This is a genomic window from Pedobacter deserti (assembly GCF_024436415.1).
Lineage (GTDB): Bacteria > Bacteroidota > Bacteroidia > Sphingobacteriales > Sphingobacteriaceae > Pedobacter > Pedobacter faecalis.
In genome coordinates this window covers 1-13,448 of record NZ_JAFMZQ010000001.1, presented here as the reverse complement: position 1 = coordinate 13,448, position 13,448 = coordinate 1, and the positions used below count along the sequence as shown (strand labels likewise).

Here is a 13,448-nt window from a genome sequence, read left to right as displayed (position 1 = left end):
TGTTGTTTTTTGTTATCTTAGCCGAAGATACTTTAATATCGTTAAACTGATTATCAAAAGATGAAAATAGCTGACGGATCGAGGAGAAAACGTGTGTTGATTACTGGTGCTGCGGGCTTTCTTGGCTCTCACCTGTGCGACAGGTTTATTAACGAGGGTTACCATGTGATCGGCATGGATAACCTCATTACCGGGGATCTTAGAAATATTGAACATTTGTTCGGGCTCGAGAATTTTGAGTTTGCGCATCATGACGTTTCTAAGTTCGTCTACGTGTCGGGCGAACTGGACTATATCCTGCATTTCGCATCACCTGCCAGTCCGATCGATTACCTTAAAATCCCGATTCAGACGCTTAAAGTGGGTTCGCTGGGTACGCACAACCTGCTTGGCCTTGCCAAGAACAAGAATGCACGGATGCTGATTGCTTCTACTTCTGAGGTGTATGGTGACCCGAATGTCAATCCGCAGCCTGAGGAGTACTGGGGCAATGTGAATCCGGTTGGCCCGAGAGGGGTTTACGATGAGGCGAAGCGTTTTCAGGAGGCTATGACGATGGCTTACCATACATTTCACGGACTGGAAACGCGCATTGTGAGGATATTTAATACCTACGGACCAAGGATGCGGCTGAACGATGGCCGGGTGCTCCCGGCTTTTATCGGGCAGGCCTTGCGCGGCGAAGACCTGACGGTGTTTGGGGACGGCTCACAGACGCGTTCTTTCTGTTATGTGGATGACCTTATTGAGGGAATTTACCGTTTGCTGCTGAGTGATTATGCCCAGCCGGTAAATATTGGTAACCCCGATGAGATTACGATCAGGCAGTTTGGCGAGGAGATCATTAAACTGACGGGTACCAAGCAAAAGCTTGTGCTTCGTGACTTGCCGGTGGATGATCCGAAACAGCGCAGACCGGACATCACAAAAGCTAAAGAGATACTGGGCTGGGAGCCTAAAGTGAGCAGGGCTGAGGGTTTGAAGATCACCTATGAATACTTCAAGTCTTTACCCAAAGAAGCGCTCGTAAATATTGAACACAAAGATTTTTCTACTTATAACCGATAATTTGGATGTCTAAGATTTTGGTAACCGGGGGTACCGGTTTCATTGGTTCGCATACGGTGGTTGAACTGTACAATGCCGGCTACGATGTTGTTGTGATAGATAACTTGTCTAACTCGCACCCTAAGGTGCTGGACCAGATTGAAGCGATTACGGGAAAGCGACCGGAGTTCGCCTCGCTGGATTTGTGTGACGAGGCTGCTGTGAATGCTTTCGCGGAAGCGCACCGGGACATCTCAGGGGTGATCCATTTTGCGGCTTTTAAGGCTGTGGGTGAATCGGTACGCGAGCCTTTAAAATATTACAAAAATAACTTTTATTCACTGATCAACCTGATCAATGCCTATAACAGCACACTGAACCTGGTGTTTTCGTCTTCTTGTACGGTATACGGACAGCCAGACGAACTTCCGGTTACCGAGGAAGCGCCGGTAAAACGGGCGGAGTCGCCCTATGGCAATACCAAGCAGGTTTCGGAAGAAATACTGAGAGAGACCTGTGCGGTTAGTGAGGAGCTTAGGGTCATTTCCCTGCGGTATTTTAACCCGGTCGGCGCGCATGAAACTGCCCTGATCGGTGAGCTTCCGATAGGTGTACCGCAAAACCTGGTGCCGTTCATTACGCAGTCGGCCATTGGTAAGCGCGGACCTATTACCGTGTATGGCAACGATTACAACACGCCCGATGGCTCGGCGATCCGGGATTATATCCATGTGGTGGATCTGGCTAAAGCTCATGTGGCCGCGATAAGGCGACTTGAAGAGAAGCGTGCTGCTGAAAACTACGAGGTATTTAACCTTGGTACCGGTCGGGGTACTTCTGTGCTTGAGGTTATTCATGCTTTCGAGGCATCTACCGGTCAGAAACTAAACTACCAGATTGGGCCAAGAAGGGAAGGTGACGTGGAACAGGTTTGGGGTGATGTGTCGAAGTCGTCGAGAGACCTGGGCTGGACTGCTGAACTTGGTATTGAAGATATGATGTCTTCGGCCTGGAAGTGGGAGCAGTATATCCGGGATAATCCATTTTAAAAATGCTTTTAAGTGCGCATAAGGAGCTTAAGGAAGAGATAAAGGCGCTGCCGGAGAAGGAGAAGGATAAGCTTTTACTGCGTCTCATCGCAAAAGATAAGGTGCTGACAGAGCATCTGCATTTTAAGCTTCTTGAGAATGAAGAGGATCTTGCATTAAGGCAGGAGGCACTAACTTCTGTCATAGATGAAGTGCTAAGCCAGATAGCCGCCCAGGGGATGCGCGATCCCAAAAGCGCGCTTTCCCAGTTCAGGAAACTGATGAGCTCAGTAAATCATCATGCTAAGGTAACTAAAGATGCATTGTCGGCTTTTGAACTGAAATTGCATCTTTTGCTGCACATACCGGTCGACTACAAAGTAGGGAGATTCAGCGCCATGTCCCGGTTCAACGAGAAGCTAAGCATATATTTCATCAAAGCTGTGGCTTCGCTGCTAGCAGGCTATCGAAAACTTCATGAAGACATTCAGTATGACCTGAAAGACGACATGAATGCGCTGTTACTGAAAGCTGCTCCTTACAAGGATGTTATTCATACCGCAGCGCCTCTACCGGATCAAGTTTAGAGGCTTTTTTGGCGGGGTAATATCCAGATATAATTCCTACACCCACGCATAAGGCAAAACCTATAGATATCCACTTCCAGGGAACAATGAAAGTACCGCCCATGCTTAAGGATACGAGGTTTCCGATGGATATGCCGAGAAGGATTCCGAAAGCACCGCCAATGAGGCAGATGATCACGGCTTCGATAAGAAACTGCTTGCGGATAACGGCTGGGTTGGCACCGATGGCTTTGCGAAGTCCGATTTCCCGGGTGCGCTCGGTTACGGATACAAGCATAATGTTCATGAGTCCGATAGACGCACCTATGAGCGTAATGCCGCCTATGGCAATGCCGCCCAAAACAACGTAACGCAGGTTCTCAAACAGCGTTTGTGCCATGGCATCACTCTTGGTGATCTCGAAATTGTTGGGCTGAGTGATCTTCACTTTACGGATATTCCGGAACTGTGCAGTAGCTTCACCAATGACATTGTCCATCTGGTCATTTCTAGGCACAGTAACGGTGATGGTGTACGATGGATTGCTGCTGGGGTTAATCAGCTTTGCTTTGAGCAGCGGAATATACACGGCACGGTCGCCGCTGAAGCCCATGCTTTGACCCTTAGATGCGAGTATGCCGATAACTTTCAGCCGGCTGTTTCCTACATTGATCACTTTATCGAGCGGGTCTTCGTTACGAAACAGTTTATCGGATACTTCTTTGCCGATAATGCATACGTTGTTGCCCGAGGTTACTTCTTTAATGCTGAAGTTTCTGCCGGAGGCCAGGCTAAGACCCTGTGCGTTCAGTCCGTTTTCGTCGATCCCCTGAATGTTGATGTTCGGATTCGTTTTGTTTTCTCCGCGTTTGACCGTAGCTCCGCCCGTTGCAAAGACGCTGACGGCTACTGTGGCGGGGGCATTAAGCTGTTCTTTGAAGCTGATGGCATGTTCGTACCGGATGGGTGGAAAAGGCTTTGGTCTTTTTCCGCCCCCGCCTATGCGTATGCCGGTGCCCCGGTTACGGATGGTGAAGGAGTTTGAACCCATGCTCGAAAAGGTATCGGTCATGTTCTTCTTTACCGCATCAAGTGTGGTGAGTATACCTACAAGTGCCGATAAACCGATGGCGATGATGAGTGCTGTCAGTAATGTTCTTAGCCGGTTGCTGCTTATAGACTGCAGGGCAAGCTTGATGTTCTCGGTATAGGTCATCTGAGATGATAAAAGCTGTTTGCGGGACGAAAACTAAAAAGTCCCGCTGTTAAGACAACGGGACTGCTTATATGTTACATGTTTTTTAAACGGAGAAGCTGGTACCGCATCCGCAGGTGCTGCTTGCATTTGGGTTGCTGAATGTGAATCCCCTTGAATTAAGCCCATCCTGCCAGTCGACCTGCATGCCTAACAGGTACATCTGATGAGCCTTGTGCATAAACACTTTAATTCCGTCTATGATAAACTCCTGATCGCCCTCCTTTTTCTGATCAAAGCCCAGAACGTAGCTCATCCCGGAGCAACCACCGCCCTCGACCCCAACGCGTAACCCAAATTCCTCAGATATTTCCTGCTGGTCTTTTAGTTTCAGCAGTTCTTTTACTGCTCCTTCCGTGAAAGTAACCGGTGCAAACGCTGTATCAACTGTACTACTCATGGTGTATTATTTTTATCATGTAAATATAAATAATTTACACACTTTTGCCTTTACAGCGACTAATTTATTACCGTATCCAAACAATACAAATGCAAGTAGAACCTATTATTTTTGATATTGCCCGGATTGCATGCAGTGGGGTTATTATTGTGGTGGCAGCTTATTATATCGTTAAAACCGATGTGGACCGTTACCTGAAAATTAAAGCCGCTCAGTACCGGAATACGGACAGCCAATATGTATTGTCGCTGCGCCTGCAGGCACACGAACGGCTCATCCTGTTTGCTGAGCGGATAAATCCTGCCAATTTGCTTTTGGCTGTGCATGATAAGGCGCTCAGCAAGGCGGGGATGCAGGCGGTTTTGCTTGAACAGATCCGGGCAGAGTATCAGCACAACGTCTCGCAGCAGCTTTATGTGAGTGGTGGCTTGTGGCAAACCGTCCTTAAGTTGAAAGAGGATACCATAGCCCTCGTCAATAATGTGAGCCGTACTTTGCCGGAAGACGCAAGCGGTACAGACCTGGGCAGGCAGATTCTAATTCAGCTGGCGGGTATAGACGAAGCACCTTATGCGGCGGCACAGGAGCTTATCAGAAAGCATATTCACAAGGTTTATTCATATGAGTGAGAAAAAATTTACGACCAGTTCGGGTATTGTGATTAAGGATGTGTACAGGGAGGCGGCGCCGATGAACGAAGAGCCGGGAGCGTTTCCCTTTACGCGGGGTATTCAAAAAGATATGTACAGGGGCAGGCTCTGGACCATGAGGCAGTATGCCGGGTTTTCCACGGCCGAGGCTTCAAACAAACGATACCACTACCTGCTTGCTCAGGGCACTACCGGTCTGTCTGTGGCATTCGATCTTCCGACGCAGATTGGATACGACTCTGACCATGAGATGGCTGATGGAGAGGTAGGCAAGGTTGGGGTGGCGATTGATTCGCTTAAGGATATGGAGCTGTTGTTTGATGGGATCTCGCTAGAGAAAATCACGACCTCCATGACGATCAACGCGACAGCCTCCATCTTGCTTGCCATGTATATCGCGCTTGCAAGGAAGCAGGGGGCCGATCTTAGTCAGCTTTCGGGTACTATACAAAACGATATACTAAAGGAGTACGCTGCAAGGGGTACGTATATATATCCACCTAAGCCTTCTATGCGCATCATTACGGATATCTTTGAGTACTGCGCAAAGGAGGTTCCGAAATGGAATACCATATCCATATCAGGGTATCATATCCGCGAGGCGGGGTCGACCGCCGTGCAGGAACTGGCTTTTACACTGGCCAATGGCAAGGCCTATCTGAAAGCCGCCATGGAGAAAGGCTTAGATATCAATGTGTTTGCCAAGAGGCTTTCTTTCTTTTTCAATTGTCACAATAACTTTTTTGAGGAAATCGCAAAGTTCAGGGCTGCCCGGCGCATGTGGGCCGGCATTACAAGAGATTGCGGGGCTACCGACAGCAAGGCGCAGATGCTGCGGTTTCATACACAGACCGGTGGCTCTACCTTAACGGCACAGCAGCCTTTAAATAACGTAGTGCGGGTAGCAAATCAGGCGATGGCTGCGGTACTTGGCGGAACGCAGTCGCTCCACACGAACGGCTACGACGAAGCCTTGTCGCTCCCCACCGAGTCGGCCGCCCGGATAGCCCTGCGCACCCAGCAGATCATTGCGCATGAGAGCGGGGTAACAGATACGGTCGACCCGCTGGCGGGCTCGTATTTTGTGGAGACGCTTACCAATGACATGGAAGCTGCGGCCAAGGTCTACCTGGATAAGATCGATGCGATGGGCGGGGCGGTGAATGCGATAGAGCAGGGGTATATTCAGGAGCAGATTGCCGAGGCAGCCTACCAGTACCAGACGGAGGTAGAAAAGGGCGACCGCGTCATTGTAGGTGTGAATAAATATGTGCAGGATCAAGAGGCTTCGGGCGAGGTCTTTGCTGTAGATGAATCGATACGGCTGGTGCAGATGGAGAAGCTGAAAAAGCTGCGGGCGGAGCGCGACCAGGCGGCGGTAGATAAAGCCCTGTCAGATCTGGCTTCAGCAGCACGTGGAGAAGCTAATCTGATGCCTTATATAGTGGTCGCCGTCGAGGCCTACGCTACCTTAGGGGAGGTTTCTGACACGTTAAGAAGTATTTTTGGCGAGTACTGAAAATGTGTTAAAAAATAGTTATCCACAGAAAAAATTGAGGTTAAGAGTAGTATGATATTGCTGGTTAGACAGTTACCGAATAATTGAAAATTATGTTTTTTTTGTTGATAATTTTTTGAATATTCGATCTGTCGAAACGCCGCTTTTTTTTATGTCGTATCGCCACTGTAAACCAACAAATTATATGATAACAATGGAAAAAACTTGTACAGAAGTATGGAAAAACTGTCTCCAAATCATAAAGGATAACATTCCAAACCAGAGTTTCAAAACCTGGTTTGAGCCGATATCCGCATTGAAACTGGAAGGCAACGTTTTGACTATACAGGTGCCAAGTTTATTCTTCTATGAGTGGTTGGAAGAGCATTATGTAGGGCTGTTGCGCAAGACGGTGAAGAAGCAGCTGGGCGAGGAAGGACGGCTCGAGTATAATATAGTGGTCGACAAGTCTTCCAACTCGGGTTCTCCTTACACGACAAACATGCCGAGCAATGGCAATGGTGCGGAAGCTAAACGTCAGTCGATGCCGATTCCGGTGTCCATCAACAAGGATATCAAGAACCCTTTCATCATTCCTGGTTTAAAGAAGCTGAACGTTGATCCCCAATTAAATTCCAACTATACTTTTGAGAACTATATTGAAGGCGACTGCAACAGGCTTGCAAGGTCTGCCGGTTACGCCGTAGCCGCGAAACCTGGGGGTACTTCTTTTAATCCGCTGATGATCTATGGAGGAGTGGGTTTGGGTAAAACACACCTCGCGCAGGCCATCGGAAATGAGATTAAGCGCAATGTGCCGGATAAGCTGGTGATCTATGTGTCATGTGAGAAGTTTTGCCAGCAGTTTGTAGACTCACTGAAAAACAACACCATCAATGATTTCGTGAACTTTTACCAGGCGATGGACGTGATCATTATGGATGATGTTCATAACTTCGCGGGCAAGGAAAAGACACAGGATATCTTCTTCCATATTTTCAATCATCTTCACCAGTCGGGCAAGCAGGTGATCCTTACTTCTGATAAGGCGCCTAAAGATCTGGCCGGACTTGAGGAGCGCTTGCTCAGCAGATTTAAATGGGGTCTGTCTGCAGATTTGCAGATTCCGGATCTGGAGACAAGGATTGCCATATTAAGGAAAAAGATGTATGCTGACGGTATTGATCTTCCGACGGAAGTGATAGAATACGTAGCGCATAATATTGATAACAACGTTCGTGAGCTGGAAGGCGCAATGGTGTCCCTGCTTGCACAGTCTACACTCAATAAAAAGGATATAGACCTGGCGCTTGCCAAGCAAATGCTGAAAAATTTCATAAAGAACACTTCGAAAGAGATATCTATGGAATATATCCAGAAGCTTGTTTGTGAATACTTCGAGGTGCCTGTAGATATGGTAAAGTCGCAGACCCGCAAGCGTGAAATCGTTCAGGCGCGTCAAATCTCCATGTACTTGTCGAAAAGCCATACAAAATCTTCCCTGAAAACTATCGGGGCTTTCTTTGGCGGCCGCGACCACTCTACGGTAATTTATGCATGTCAGACCGTAGAAGATCTGATTGATACAGATAAGAAATTCAAAGGGTATGTCAACGACATACAGAAGAAATTAAAGATGAGTTAGGGAGGCTATTTCAGCACCCCTAACTTCATTAATCCATAAAATAGCGCTGTAGTGTGCAGCGACTGTGCAATCTGGTTATCCAGTAGTAATTGCTTTACCTCCTCAATGGTATATTCCTCTACTTCCAGTACCTCATGCTGATCAAGATGTTGCTCATGTGTTTTAACCCCTCCGGTAAGTAAGTACATGTAAGTGATGTTGTTTGCCGTAGCCGGATTGGGATACGAGGTGGCCAGTAATTCGATGCTCGGAAAGGTATAACCGGTTTCTTCCAGCATTTCCCTTTTTATCGCAGTTTCCGGATCTTCATCTCCATCGATCACTCCGCCTGGTATTTCCAGGGATATAATGTCGCCCGCATGGCGGTATTGCCGCACCATCAGGATGGTGTTGTTTTCGGTTAGGGCAACAGCATTAACCCAGTTGGGGTATTCCAGCACGTAATAGTCGTCTTTTATTTGTCCGTTCTGCAGATCGCAGGTATCGACACGAAGTGTCGCCCATTTCTCTTTCACCAGGTATCTGGTGGAAAGTGTTTTCCATTTATGTAGTTCCATGTGTGCTTTTTTGGATTACCAGCTTCCGCTGCTTCCGCCACCTCCAAAACTTCCTCCGCCGAAACCACCGAAACCACCGCCGCTGCTTCCGCCTCCCCAGCCTCCGCCGTGGCCAGAGCTTCGTCCTCCGCCGAGTAGCATACTCCAGAACAATGCATCCGCAACGCCGCGACTGCCAATGACCTGTCGGCCACCACCGCCGCCGCCACCTCTTTTGATGAGGATAACAATGATCACAATGATCAGTAAGAGTATAGCTGCCGATGGAATCCCTCCACCTTTTCTACCCCTGGGTTTGTCTTGCTTGTACTCACCTTTGGTGTAGCTGATGATCGCATTGGTTCCCGATTCGAGTCCGCCGTAATAATCTTCCTGTTTAAAAAAGGGCTTGATGTCGTTTTCGATGATACGCTTGGCATACACGTCCGGGAGCACGCCCTCTAAGCCATATCCCGTCTGTATAGAGATTTTCCTGTCGCCCAAGGCCACAACGATCATCACGCCATTGTTATTCTTAGCGCCGCCCACGCCCCACTTTCTGCCCAGTTCAAGGGCATATTCATTGATGTCGTAGTCGCCCACCGTCTTCACAATGGCAATCGAAATTTGCGTGGAGGTGGAGTCGTCAAAAGCAACGAGCTTCCGTTCCAGACTGTTGAGTTGCTGGGCCGATAAGGTACCCGTATAATCGTTCACCAGTTTTGACGGCTTGACCGGGAGGTCCTGGCCAAATGCGAAACAGGCGATGAAACTAAAGACCGCTGCTATACATAGTTTTTTCATGGCTTAGCGATCTTTAGGTTTATCCATGAAAACGATATCGTTGGGCAGTTCGTTGATGTCGTCATGCGCTGAAGGAAAGAAAGTAGCCAGTTTTTCACCTGCCAGCGTAACGCCGGCAATGATGCCCTGAGCAAGATTTCCAGCGGCAAAATGTGCTTGCATGGCTACCTTGGTCGTCTCCCAGAAATCGGGGGGTACAACGCGGTTGATCCCGCTGTCGCCGATAATAGCAAATTTATGGTCCTCATAAGCAAGGTAAATCAGCACGCCGTTGTGACGTGCTGTTTTATCCATATCGAGTTTTGTGAAATATGAGGTAGCCTGCTCAAAAGCATCACCCTGACAGTGTTTGTCAACAGCCACCCTGATCTCTCCCGAGGTGTTTTTTTCTGCACTGGCAATCGCGTCGGCGATCAGGTCCTGTTCGTATTTACTGAATAACCCCATCCCTAGAACTCTACCTTTGGAGCATTCTGAGCACCTGCGTCTGCTTTAAAGGCGGCCTTCTGACTGAAGCCAAATATTCCGGCGGTAAGGTTGTTGGGGAAAGATCTGACCTTGGTATTGTATACCTGTACGGCGTCGTTAAAATCTTTACGCGCTACTGTAATACGGTTTTCTGTACCCTCCAGCTGTGCCGACAGGTCGCTGAACTGTTGGGTAGCCTTCAACTGAGGATAGTTTTCGGTAAGCACCATAAGCCGGCCAAGCGCCTGGCTAAGCTGACCTTGCGCCGCCTGATATTTCTGCATATTTTCCTCGGTGAGTTTATCAGGGTCAACAGTGATCTGGCTTGCTTTTGAACGTGCTTCTATAACCTGGGTAAGCGTGGTCTGCTCAAACTTTGCGGCACCTTTTACGGTGCTGACGAGGTTGGGGATCAGGTCTGACCGGCGCTGATACTGTGTTTCTACCTGTGCCCATTTGGTCTTAACATCTTCGTCAAGTCTTACAAGATCGTTATACCCGCAACCGCTGAAAACGACTAATAAAACCACAACTCCTAATACTGCTAATACTACTTTTTTCATTGTTTTTGTGTTTAATACGGATGCGCTACACGCTCCGCTTTTGTTGGTTAATTTACAAATTAGAACTCAACTTTCGTACCTTTGTTACAGTTTCAGGATAAAAACCTGACTGTTGACATGAGAAAAACAGTTGATATCGCTTTAATCCCCGAGGATGTTTCAAGTGACGCGGCGATACGTCGGGCGCTTTCCAGCGCGCTGGGGCGCCAATATTCCCGCCTTAATACCTATAAAATTCTAAAACGCTCCATTGATGCCCGTTCAAGGCGCGTGGTGTACAGGATGCAGGTAGAGGTATTTCTTGATGAGGATAATTTGGCAGAGCCTCTGGTTTTTCACTATCAAAATGTCAGCCTCGGGTTGCCTGTAATTATTGTGGGCGCCGGACCAGCGGGCCTTTTTGCTGCATTAAGATGTATCGAGAACGGCTTTAGGCCAATCGTACTGGAACGCGGGAAAGATGTTAAGCAACGTAGAAGAGATCTTGCCGCTATTAATAAGGAGGGCGTTGTTAATACCGAGTCCAACTATTGTTATGGTGAAGGTGGCGCAGGCACGTACTCCGACGGAAAATTATATACCCGATCTAATAAGCGTGGTGATATCAATAAGGTGCTGGCCATGTTTGTACAGCACGGCGCTTCAGAGGATATTCTCATAGATGCGCGACCGCATATTGGTACAAACAAGCTGCCCAATATTATAACCGCGATGAGGGAGACGATCCTTTCTGCAGGCGGAGAGGTGCAGTTTGGGAAAAAAGTAACCGATCTGCATGTTGCAGACGGAAGAATACGGGGCGTAGAAATCAATGGAGCGGAGTTATTGTCGGCCAACGCTGTAATTTTAGCTACAGGGCACTCCGCAAGGGATATATATGAGTTGCTTTTCAAAAAGGGAATCGCTGTAGAGCCCAAACCCTTTGCGCTCGGTGTGCGCATTGAACACCCGCAAAATGTTATTGATTCTGCACAATACCGCTGTGATATACGGAGTGAGTTTTTGCCTCCGGCATATTATAGCCTGGTGGAACAAGTGGGGGAACGGGGAGTGTTTTCATTTTGTATGTGCCCGGGCGGCATCATTGCACCTTGCGCGACCGATGAAAATGAGGTCGTCGTCAATGGCTGGTCGCCCTCCAAAAGGAATAATCCATTTGCCAACTCGGGCACGGTGGTTCAGGTCACATTGGACGACGTAGAGGGTGATCATCCATTAAAGATGATGCATTTTCAGGCAGAGATTGAGAGAAAGGCCTTTGAGGCCGGCGGCGGAGACCTGGTGGCCCCCGCCCAGCGCATGATTGATTTCGTTGAGGACCGGCTTTCGGCAACACTGCCGAAGAATTCCTACTTGCCCGGCACGAAGTCTTCGCGGCTTAAAGACATCCTTCCGGATTTTGTGGCCGGCAGTCTCCGTAAAGCGCTGCCTGTATTTGGACGTAAGATGAAAGGCTACTATACAAATGAGGCGATTATTGTTGGCGTAGAAAGCAGGACTTCTGCGCCAGTCCGCATTCCGCGTGACCAAACTAGTTTACAGCATCCGCAGGTAGCAGGCTTGTTTCCGTGTGCCGAAGGCGCAGGCTACGCCGGCGGAATTGTGTCGGCCGCTATAGACGGAATAAATTGCGCCGATGCTGCTGCGCTCTTTTTAGGTAATGCGGGTAGCTAATGAGCTGTTGGTCTGCCCGAAAACTCTTAGGTGATTCAGTTGTTAGGTAATTGGTTGTAAACACAAGATTTATTTAATAGTAAGGCTGTGAAAAAGACATTAATTATAGGAGCAACGCCAAATCCAAGCAGGTATGCCTATCTGGCGGCCGAAATGCTTTCAGGTAAGGGACATAAAATTGTAAACGTAGGGATTAAGCGCGGTGTAGTTTCGGGCGTAGAGATTGAGGAACCTCAGGAAATCCATCAGGATATACACACGATCACACTGTATGTTAACCCTCAGATGCAAAAAGGATACTACGACTATATCTTAAAGACAAATCCCAAAAGAGTGATCTTTAATCCGGGGACCGAAAACAGCGAACTCATAGCCTTGCTGAAAGAGCATGCCATAGAGCCGGTAGTTGCCTGCACGCTGGTGATGCTGTCTACTGGCCAGTACTGAGCCTCGGCTTTCTGATTATTTACTGCAATATTCACGACTTCACGAAATCTGTCTTGGATGCTACCTGGTGTGCACCAGGTGGCAGGTAAGTCCGCTTTGGGAGTAGTGTGAGTGAGCCATGAGTCCGCCTTTTTTCTGGGAAAAGGCGGACTCATGGCGGACTCATGGCGGACTCACATGCTTCCAGGTGGCTACTTTGTCTTATCCTAATATAGTTATACAGGTTGTCTTATACTGAATAGCCCTTACAAGAACCGGATATTTAAACGGTTAAATCCTTACAATTACAAAAGACATACTATATGCATATATAATGAGTTATGATATAGCGGGCCGCTGTACAAACTAAACAAGTCTGCCGCCTTTTAAGCAAGTGAGAAATAAGGATGAAAATTTCCCTGCTGTAAGCTAGCAAGTTAGAGGGGATAAACCAATAAAAGGCTGATTTGTTTTGGCAGGAGCGGATTTATTTCTACTTTTGCACTCCGCTTCGGAGGAAGGGGTTGGCTGAGGGAAGCTTCAGTGATTGAAAGGTTGAGTAGAGGATCTGCTGATCGTGTTAGAAAGGGTTTTAAAACTTTGAGGCACGAAAAAAAACTTTAAAAAAGTTCTTGACAGCGGCAGAATTTTTTCTACCTTTGCAATCCCAAACGACGGGGACCTGACCGGCAGATACCGGAAAGGAGAAAAGAAAAGATTGAAAGGATGGGTTTTTTGAAACTGACTTCCGGAGGAATAGACCGGGAAGAAACTGAAAAGAAGATCCGTTTTGATATAGAAGGGCGAACCGCGACGGGGGACCCGAGAAGTTCATTAAAGAGATGTCATTTATAGCGCGAGCGAGGTAATACAGTACGGAATCGAAGT

Annotated in this window: 14 protein-coding genes; 8 read left to right on the top strand and 6 right to left on the bottom strand. The window is 47.9% G+C overall.

Annotated features, from left to right (window positions below):
• Positions 1 to 60 precede the first annotated feature (60 nt).
• The 3 genes from J3P40_RS00070 to J3P40_RS00060 are packed head-to-tail and all read left to right on the top strand — an operon-like array spanning position 61 to position 2,662.
• Positions 61 to 1,068 (top strand): UDP-glucuronic acid decarboxylase family protein, encoded by a 1,008-nt coding sequence (locus tag J3P40_RS00070; RefSeq protein ID WP_256001807.1) that lies wholly within the window; start codon positions 61 to 63, stop codon positions 1,066 to 1,068.
• Between the two features lie 5 nt (positions 1,069 to 1,073).
• Positions 1,074 to 2,096 carry a UDP-glucose 4-epimerase GalE gene (galE, locus tag J3P40_RS00065; RefSeq protein WP_256001806.1) on the top strand — a complete coding sequence of 341 codons (1,023 nt, stop codon included), beginning with the start codon at positions 1,074 to 1,076 and terminating at the stop codon, positions 2,094 to 2,096.
• A gap of 2 nt (positions 2,097 to 2,098) precedes the next feature.
• Positions 2,099 to 2,662: a hypothetical protein gene (locus J3P40_RS00060; RefSeq protein WP_256001805.1), complete on the top strand. Its 564-nt coding sequence runs from the start codon at positions 2,099 to 2,101 to the stop codon at positions 2,660 to 2,662.
• Here J3P40_RS00060 and J3P40_RS00055 read toward each other — a convergent pair.
• Together J3P40_RS00055 and J3P40_RS00050 are read right to left on the bottom strand one after the other, a co-directional pair.
• Complete coding sequence (locus tag J3P40_RS00055) at positions 2,625 to 3,857, bottom strand: ABC transporter permease (protein ID WP_256001804.1); 1,233 nt, start codon at positions 3,855 to 3,857, stop codon at positions 2,625 to 2,627. The genes J3P40_RS00060 and J3P40_RS00055 overlap by 38 nt on opposite strands.
• An 85-nt stretch (positions 3,858 to 3,942) precedes the next feature.
• On the bottom strand, positions 3,943 to 4,296 hold the full coding sequence (locus tag J3P40_RS00050; RefSeq protein ID WP_256001803.1) for a HesB/IscA family protein: 354 nt from the start codon (positions 4,294 to 4,296) through the stop codon (positions 3,943 to 3,945).
• A gap of 89 nt (positions 4,297 to 4,385) precedes the next feature.
• Here J3P40_RS00050 and J3P40_RS00045 point away from each other — a divergent pair, with 89 nt between their 5' ends.
• The 3 genes from J3P40_RS00045 (at position 4,386) to dnaA (ending at position 8,089) form a co-directional block, all read left to right on the top strand.
• Positions 4,386 to 4,925 (top strand): DUF7935 family protein, encoded by a 540-nt coding sequence (locus J3P40_RS00045; RefSeq protein ID WP_256001802.1) that lies wholly within the window; start codon positions 4,386 to 4,388, stop codon positions 4,923 to 4,925.
• Positions 4,918 to 6,465, top strand: coding sequence for an acyl-CoA mutase large subunit family protein (locus J3P40_RS00040; RefSeq protein ID WP_256001801.1), 1,548 nt, complete (start codon positions 4,918 to 4,920; stop codon positions 6,463 to 6,465). Before J3P40_RS00045 ends, J3P40_RS00040 begins: the two co-directional genes overlap by 8 nt.
• A gap of 193 nt (positions 6,466 to 6,658) precedes the next feature.
• Entirely contained in the window at positions 6,659 to 8,089 is a 1,431-nt protein-coding gene (gene dnaA, locus J3P40_RS00035; RefSeq protein WP_256001800.1) for a chromosomal replication initiator protein DnaA, read from the top strand.
• A 5-nt stretch (positions 8,090 to 8,094) separates the two neighbouring features.
• On the opposite strand, the gene J3P40_RS00030 is transcribed toward dnaA, so the two are convergent.
• From J3P40_RS00030 to J3P40_RS00015, 4 genes are read right to left on the bottom strand one after another with little or no spacing between them, the layout of a single operon-like run.
• Positions 8,095 to 8,646: an NUDIX hydrolase gene (locus J3P40_RS00030; RefSeq protein WP_256001799.1), complete on the bottom strand. Its 552-nt coding sequence runs from the start codon at positions 8,644 to 8,646 to the stop codon at positions 8,095 to 8,097.
• Between the two features lie 15 nt (positions 8,647 to 8,661).
• Positions 8,662 to 9,429, bottom strand: a complete 768-nt coding sequence (locus J3P40_RS00025) for a TPM domain-containing protein (RefSeq protein ID WP_256001798.1) — start codon at positions 9,427 to 9,429, stop codon at positions 8,662 to 8,664.
• A 3-nt stretch (positions 9,430 to 9,432) separates the two neighbouring features.
• Entirely contained in the window at positions 9,433 to 9,876 is a 444-nt protein-coding gene (locus J3P40_RS00020) for a TPM domain-containing protein (RefSeq protein ID WP_256001797.1), read from the bottom strand.
• Positions 9,877 to 9,878: 2 nt separating this feature from the next.
• On the bottom strand, positions 9,879 to 10,460 hold the full coding sequence (locus tag J3P40_RS00015) for a LemA family protein (protein ID WP_256001796.1): 582 nt from the start codon (positions 10,458 to 10,460) through the stop codon (positions 9,879 to 9,881).
• A 117-nt stretch (positions 10,461 to 10,577) separates the two neighbouring features.
• On the opposite strand from J3P40_RS00015, the gene J3P40_RS00010 reads away from it, so the two are divergent.
• Positions 10,578 to 12,134, top strand: a complete 1,557-nt coding sequence (locus tag J3P40_RS00010) for an NAD(P)/FAD-dependent oxidoreductase (RefSeq protein ID WP_256001795.1) — start codon at positions 10,578 to 10,580, stop codon at positions 12,132 to 12,134.
• Between the two features lie 87 nt (positions 12,135 to 12,221).
• The gene (locus J3P40_RS00005) at positions 12,222 to 12,581 is read left to right on the top strand and encodes a CoA-binding protein (RefSeq protein WP_256001794.1); all 360 of its coding nucleotides are present in this window, start codon (positions 12,222 to 12,224) and stop codon (positions 12,579 to 12,581) included.
• Positions 12,582 to 13,448 lie beyond the last annotated feature (867 nt).

Excerpts from the sequence above, each read along its gene's own strand:
- J3P40_RS00070 (WP_256001807.1), top strand. The coding sequence starts at position 61 with ATGAAAATAGCTGACGGATCGAGGAGAAAACGTGTGTTGATTACTGGT.
- galE (WP_256001806.1), top strand. The coding sequence starts at position 1,074 with ATGTCTAAGATTTTGGTAACCGGGGGTACCGGTTTCATTGGTTCGCAT.
- J3P40_RS00060 (WP_256001805.1), top strand. The coding sequence starts at position 2,099 with ATGCTTTTAAGTGCGCATAAGGAGCTTAAGGAAGAGATAAAGGCGCTG.
- J3P40_RS00055 (WP_256001804.1), bottom strand. The coding sequence starts at position 3,857 with ATGACCTATACCGAGAACATCAAGCTTGCCCTGCAGTCTATAAGCAGC.
- J3P40_RS00050 (WP_256001803.1), bottom strand. The coding sequence starts at position 4,296 with ATGAGTAGTACAGTTGATACAGCGTTTGCACCGGTTACTTTCACGGAA.
- J3P40_RS00045 (WP_256001802.1), top strand. The coding sequence starts at position 4,386 with ATGCAAGTAGAACCTATTATTTTTGATATTGCCCGGATTGCATGCAGT.
- J3P40_RS00040 (WP_256001801.1), top strand. The coding sequence starts at position 4,918 with ATGAGTGAGAAAAAATTTACGACCAGTTCGGGTATTGTGATTAAGGAT.
- dnaA (WP_256001800.1), top strand. The coding sequence starts at position 6,659 with ATGGAAAAAACTTGTACAGAAGTATGGAAAAACTGTCTCCAAATCATA.
- J3P40_RS00030 (WP_256001799.1), bottom strand. The coding sequence starts at position 8,646 with ATGGAACTACATAAATGGAAAACACTTTCCACCAGATACCTGGTGAAA.
- J3P40_RS00025 (WP_256001798.1), bottom strand. The coding sequence starts at position 9,429 with ATGAAAAAACTATGTATAGCAGCGGTCTTTAGTTTCATCGCCTGTTTC.
- J3P40_RS00020 (WP_256001797.1), bottom strand. The coding sequence starts at position 9,876 with ATGGGGTTATTCAGTAAATACGAACAGGACCTGATCGCCGACGCGATT.
- J3P40_RS00015 (WP_256001796.1), bottom strand. The coding sequence starts at position 10,460 with ATGAAAAAAGTAGTATTAGCAGTATTAGGAGTTGTGGTTTTATTAGTC.
- J3P40_RS00010 (WP_256001795.1), top strand. The coding sequence starts at position 10,578 with ATGAGAAAAACAGTTGATATCGCTTTAATCCCCGAGGATGTTTCAAGT.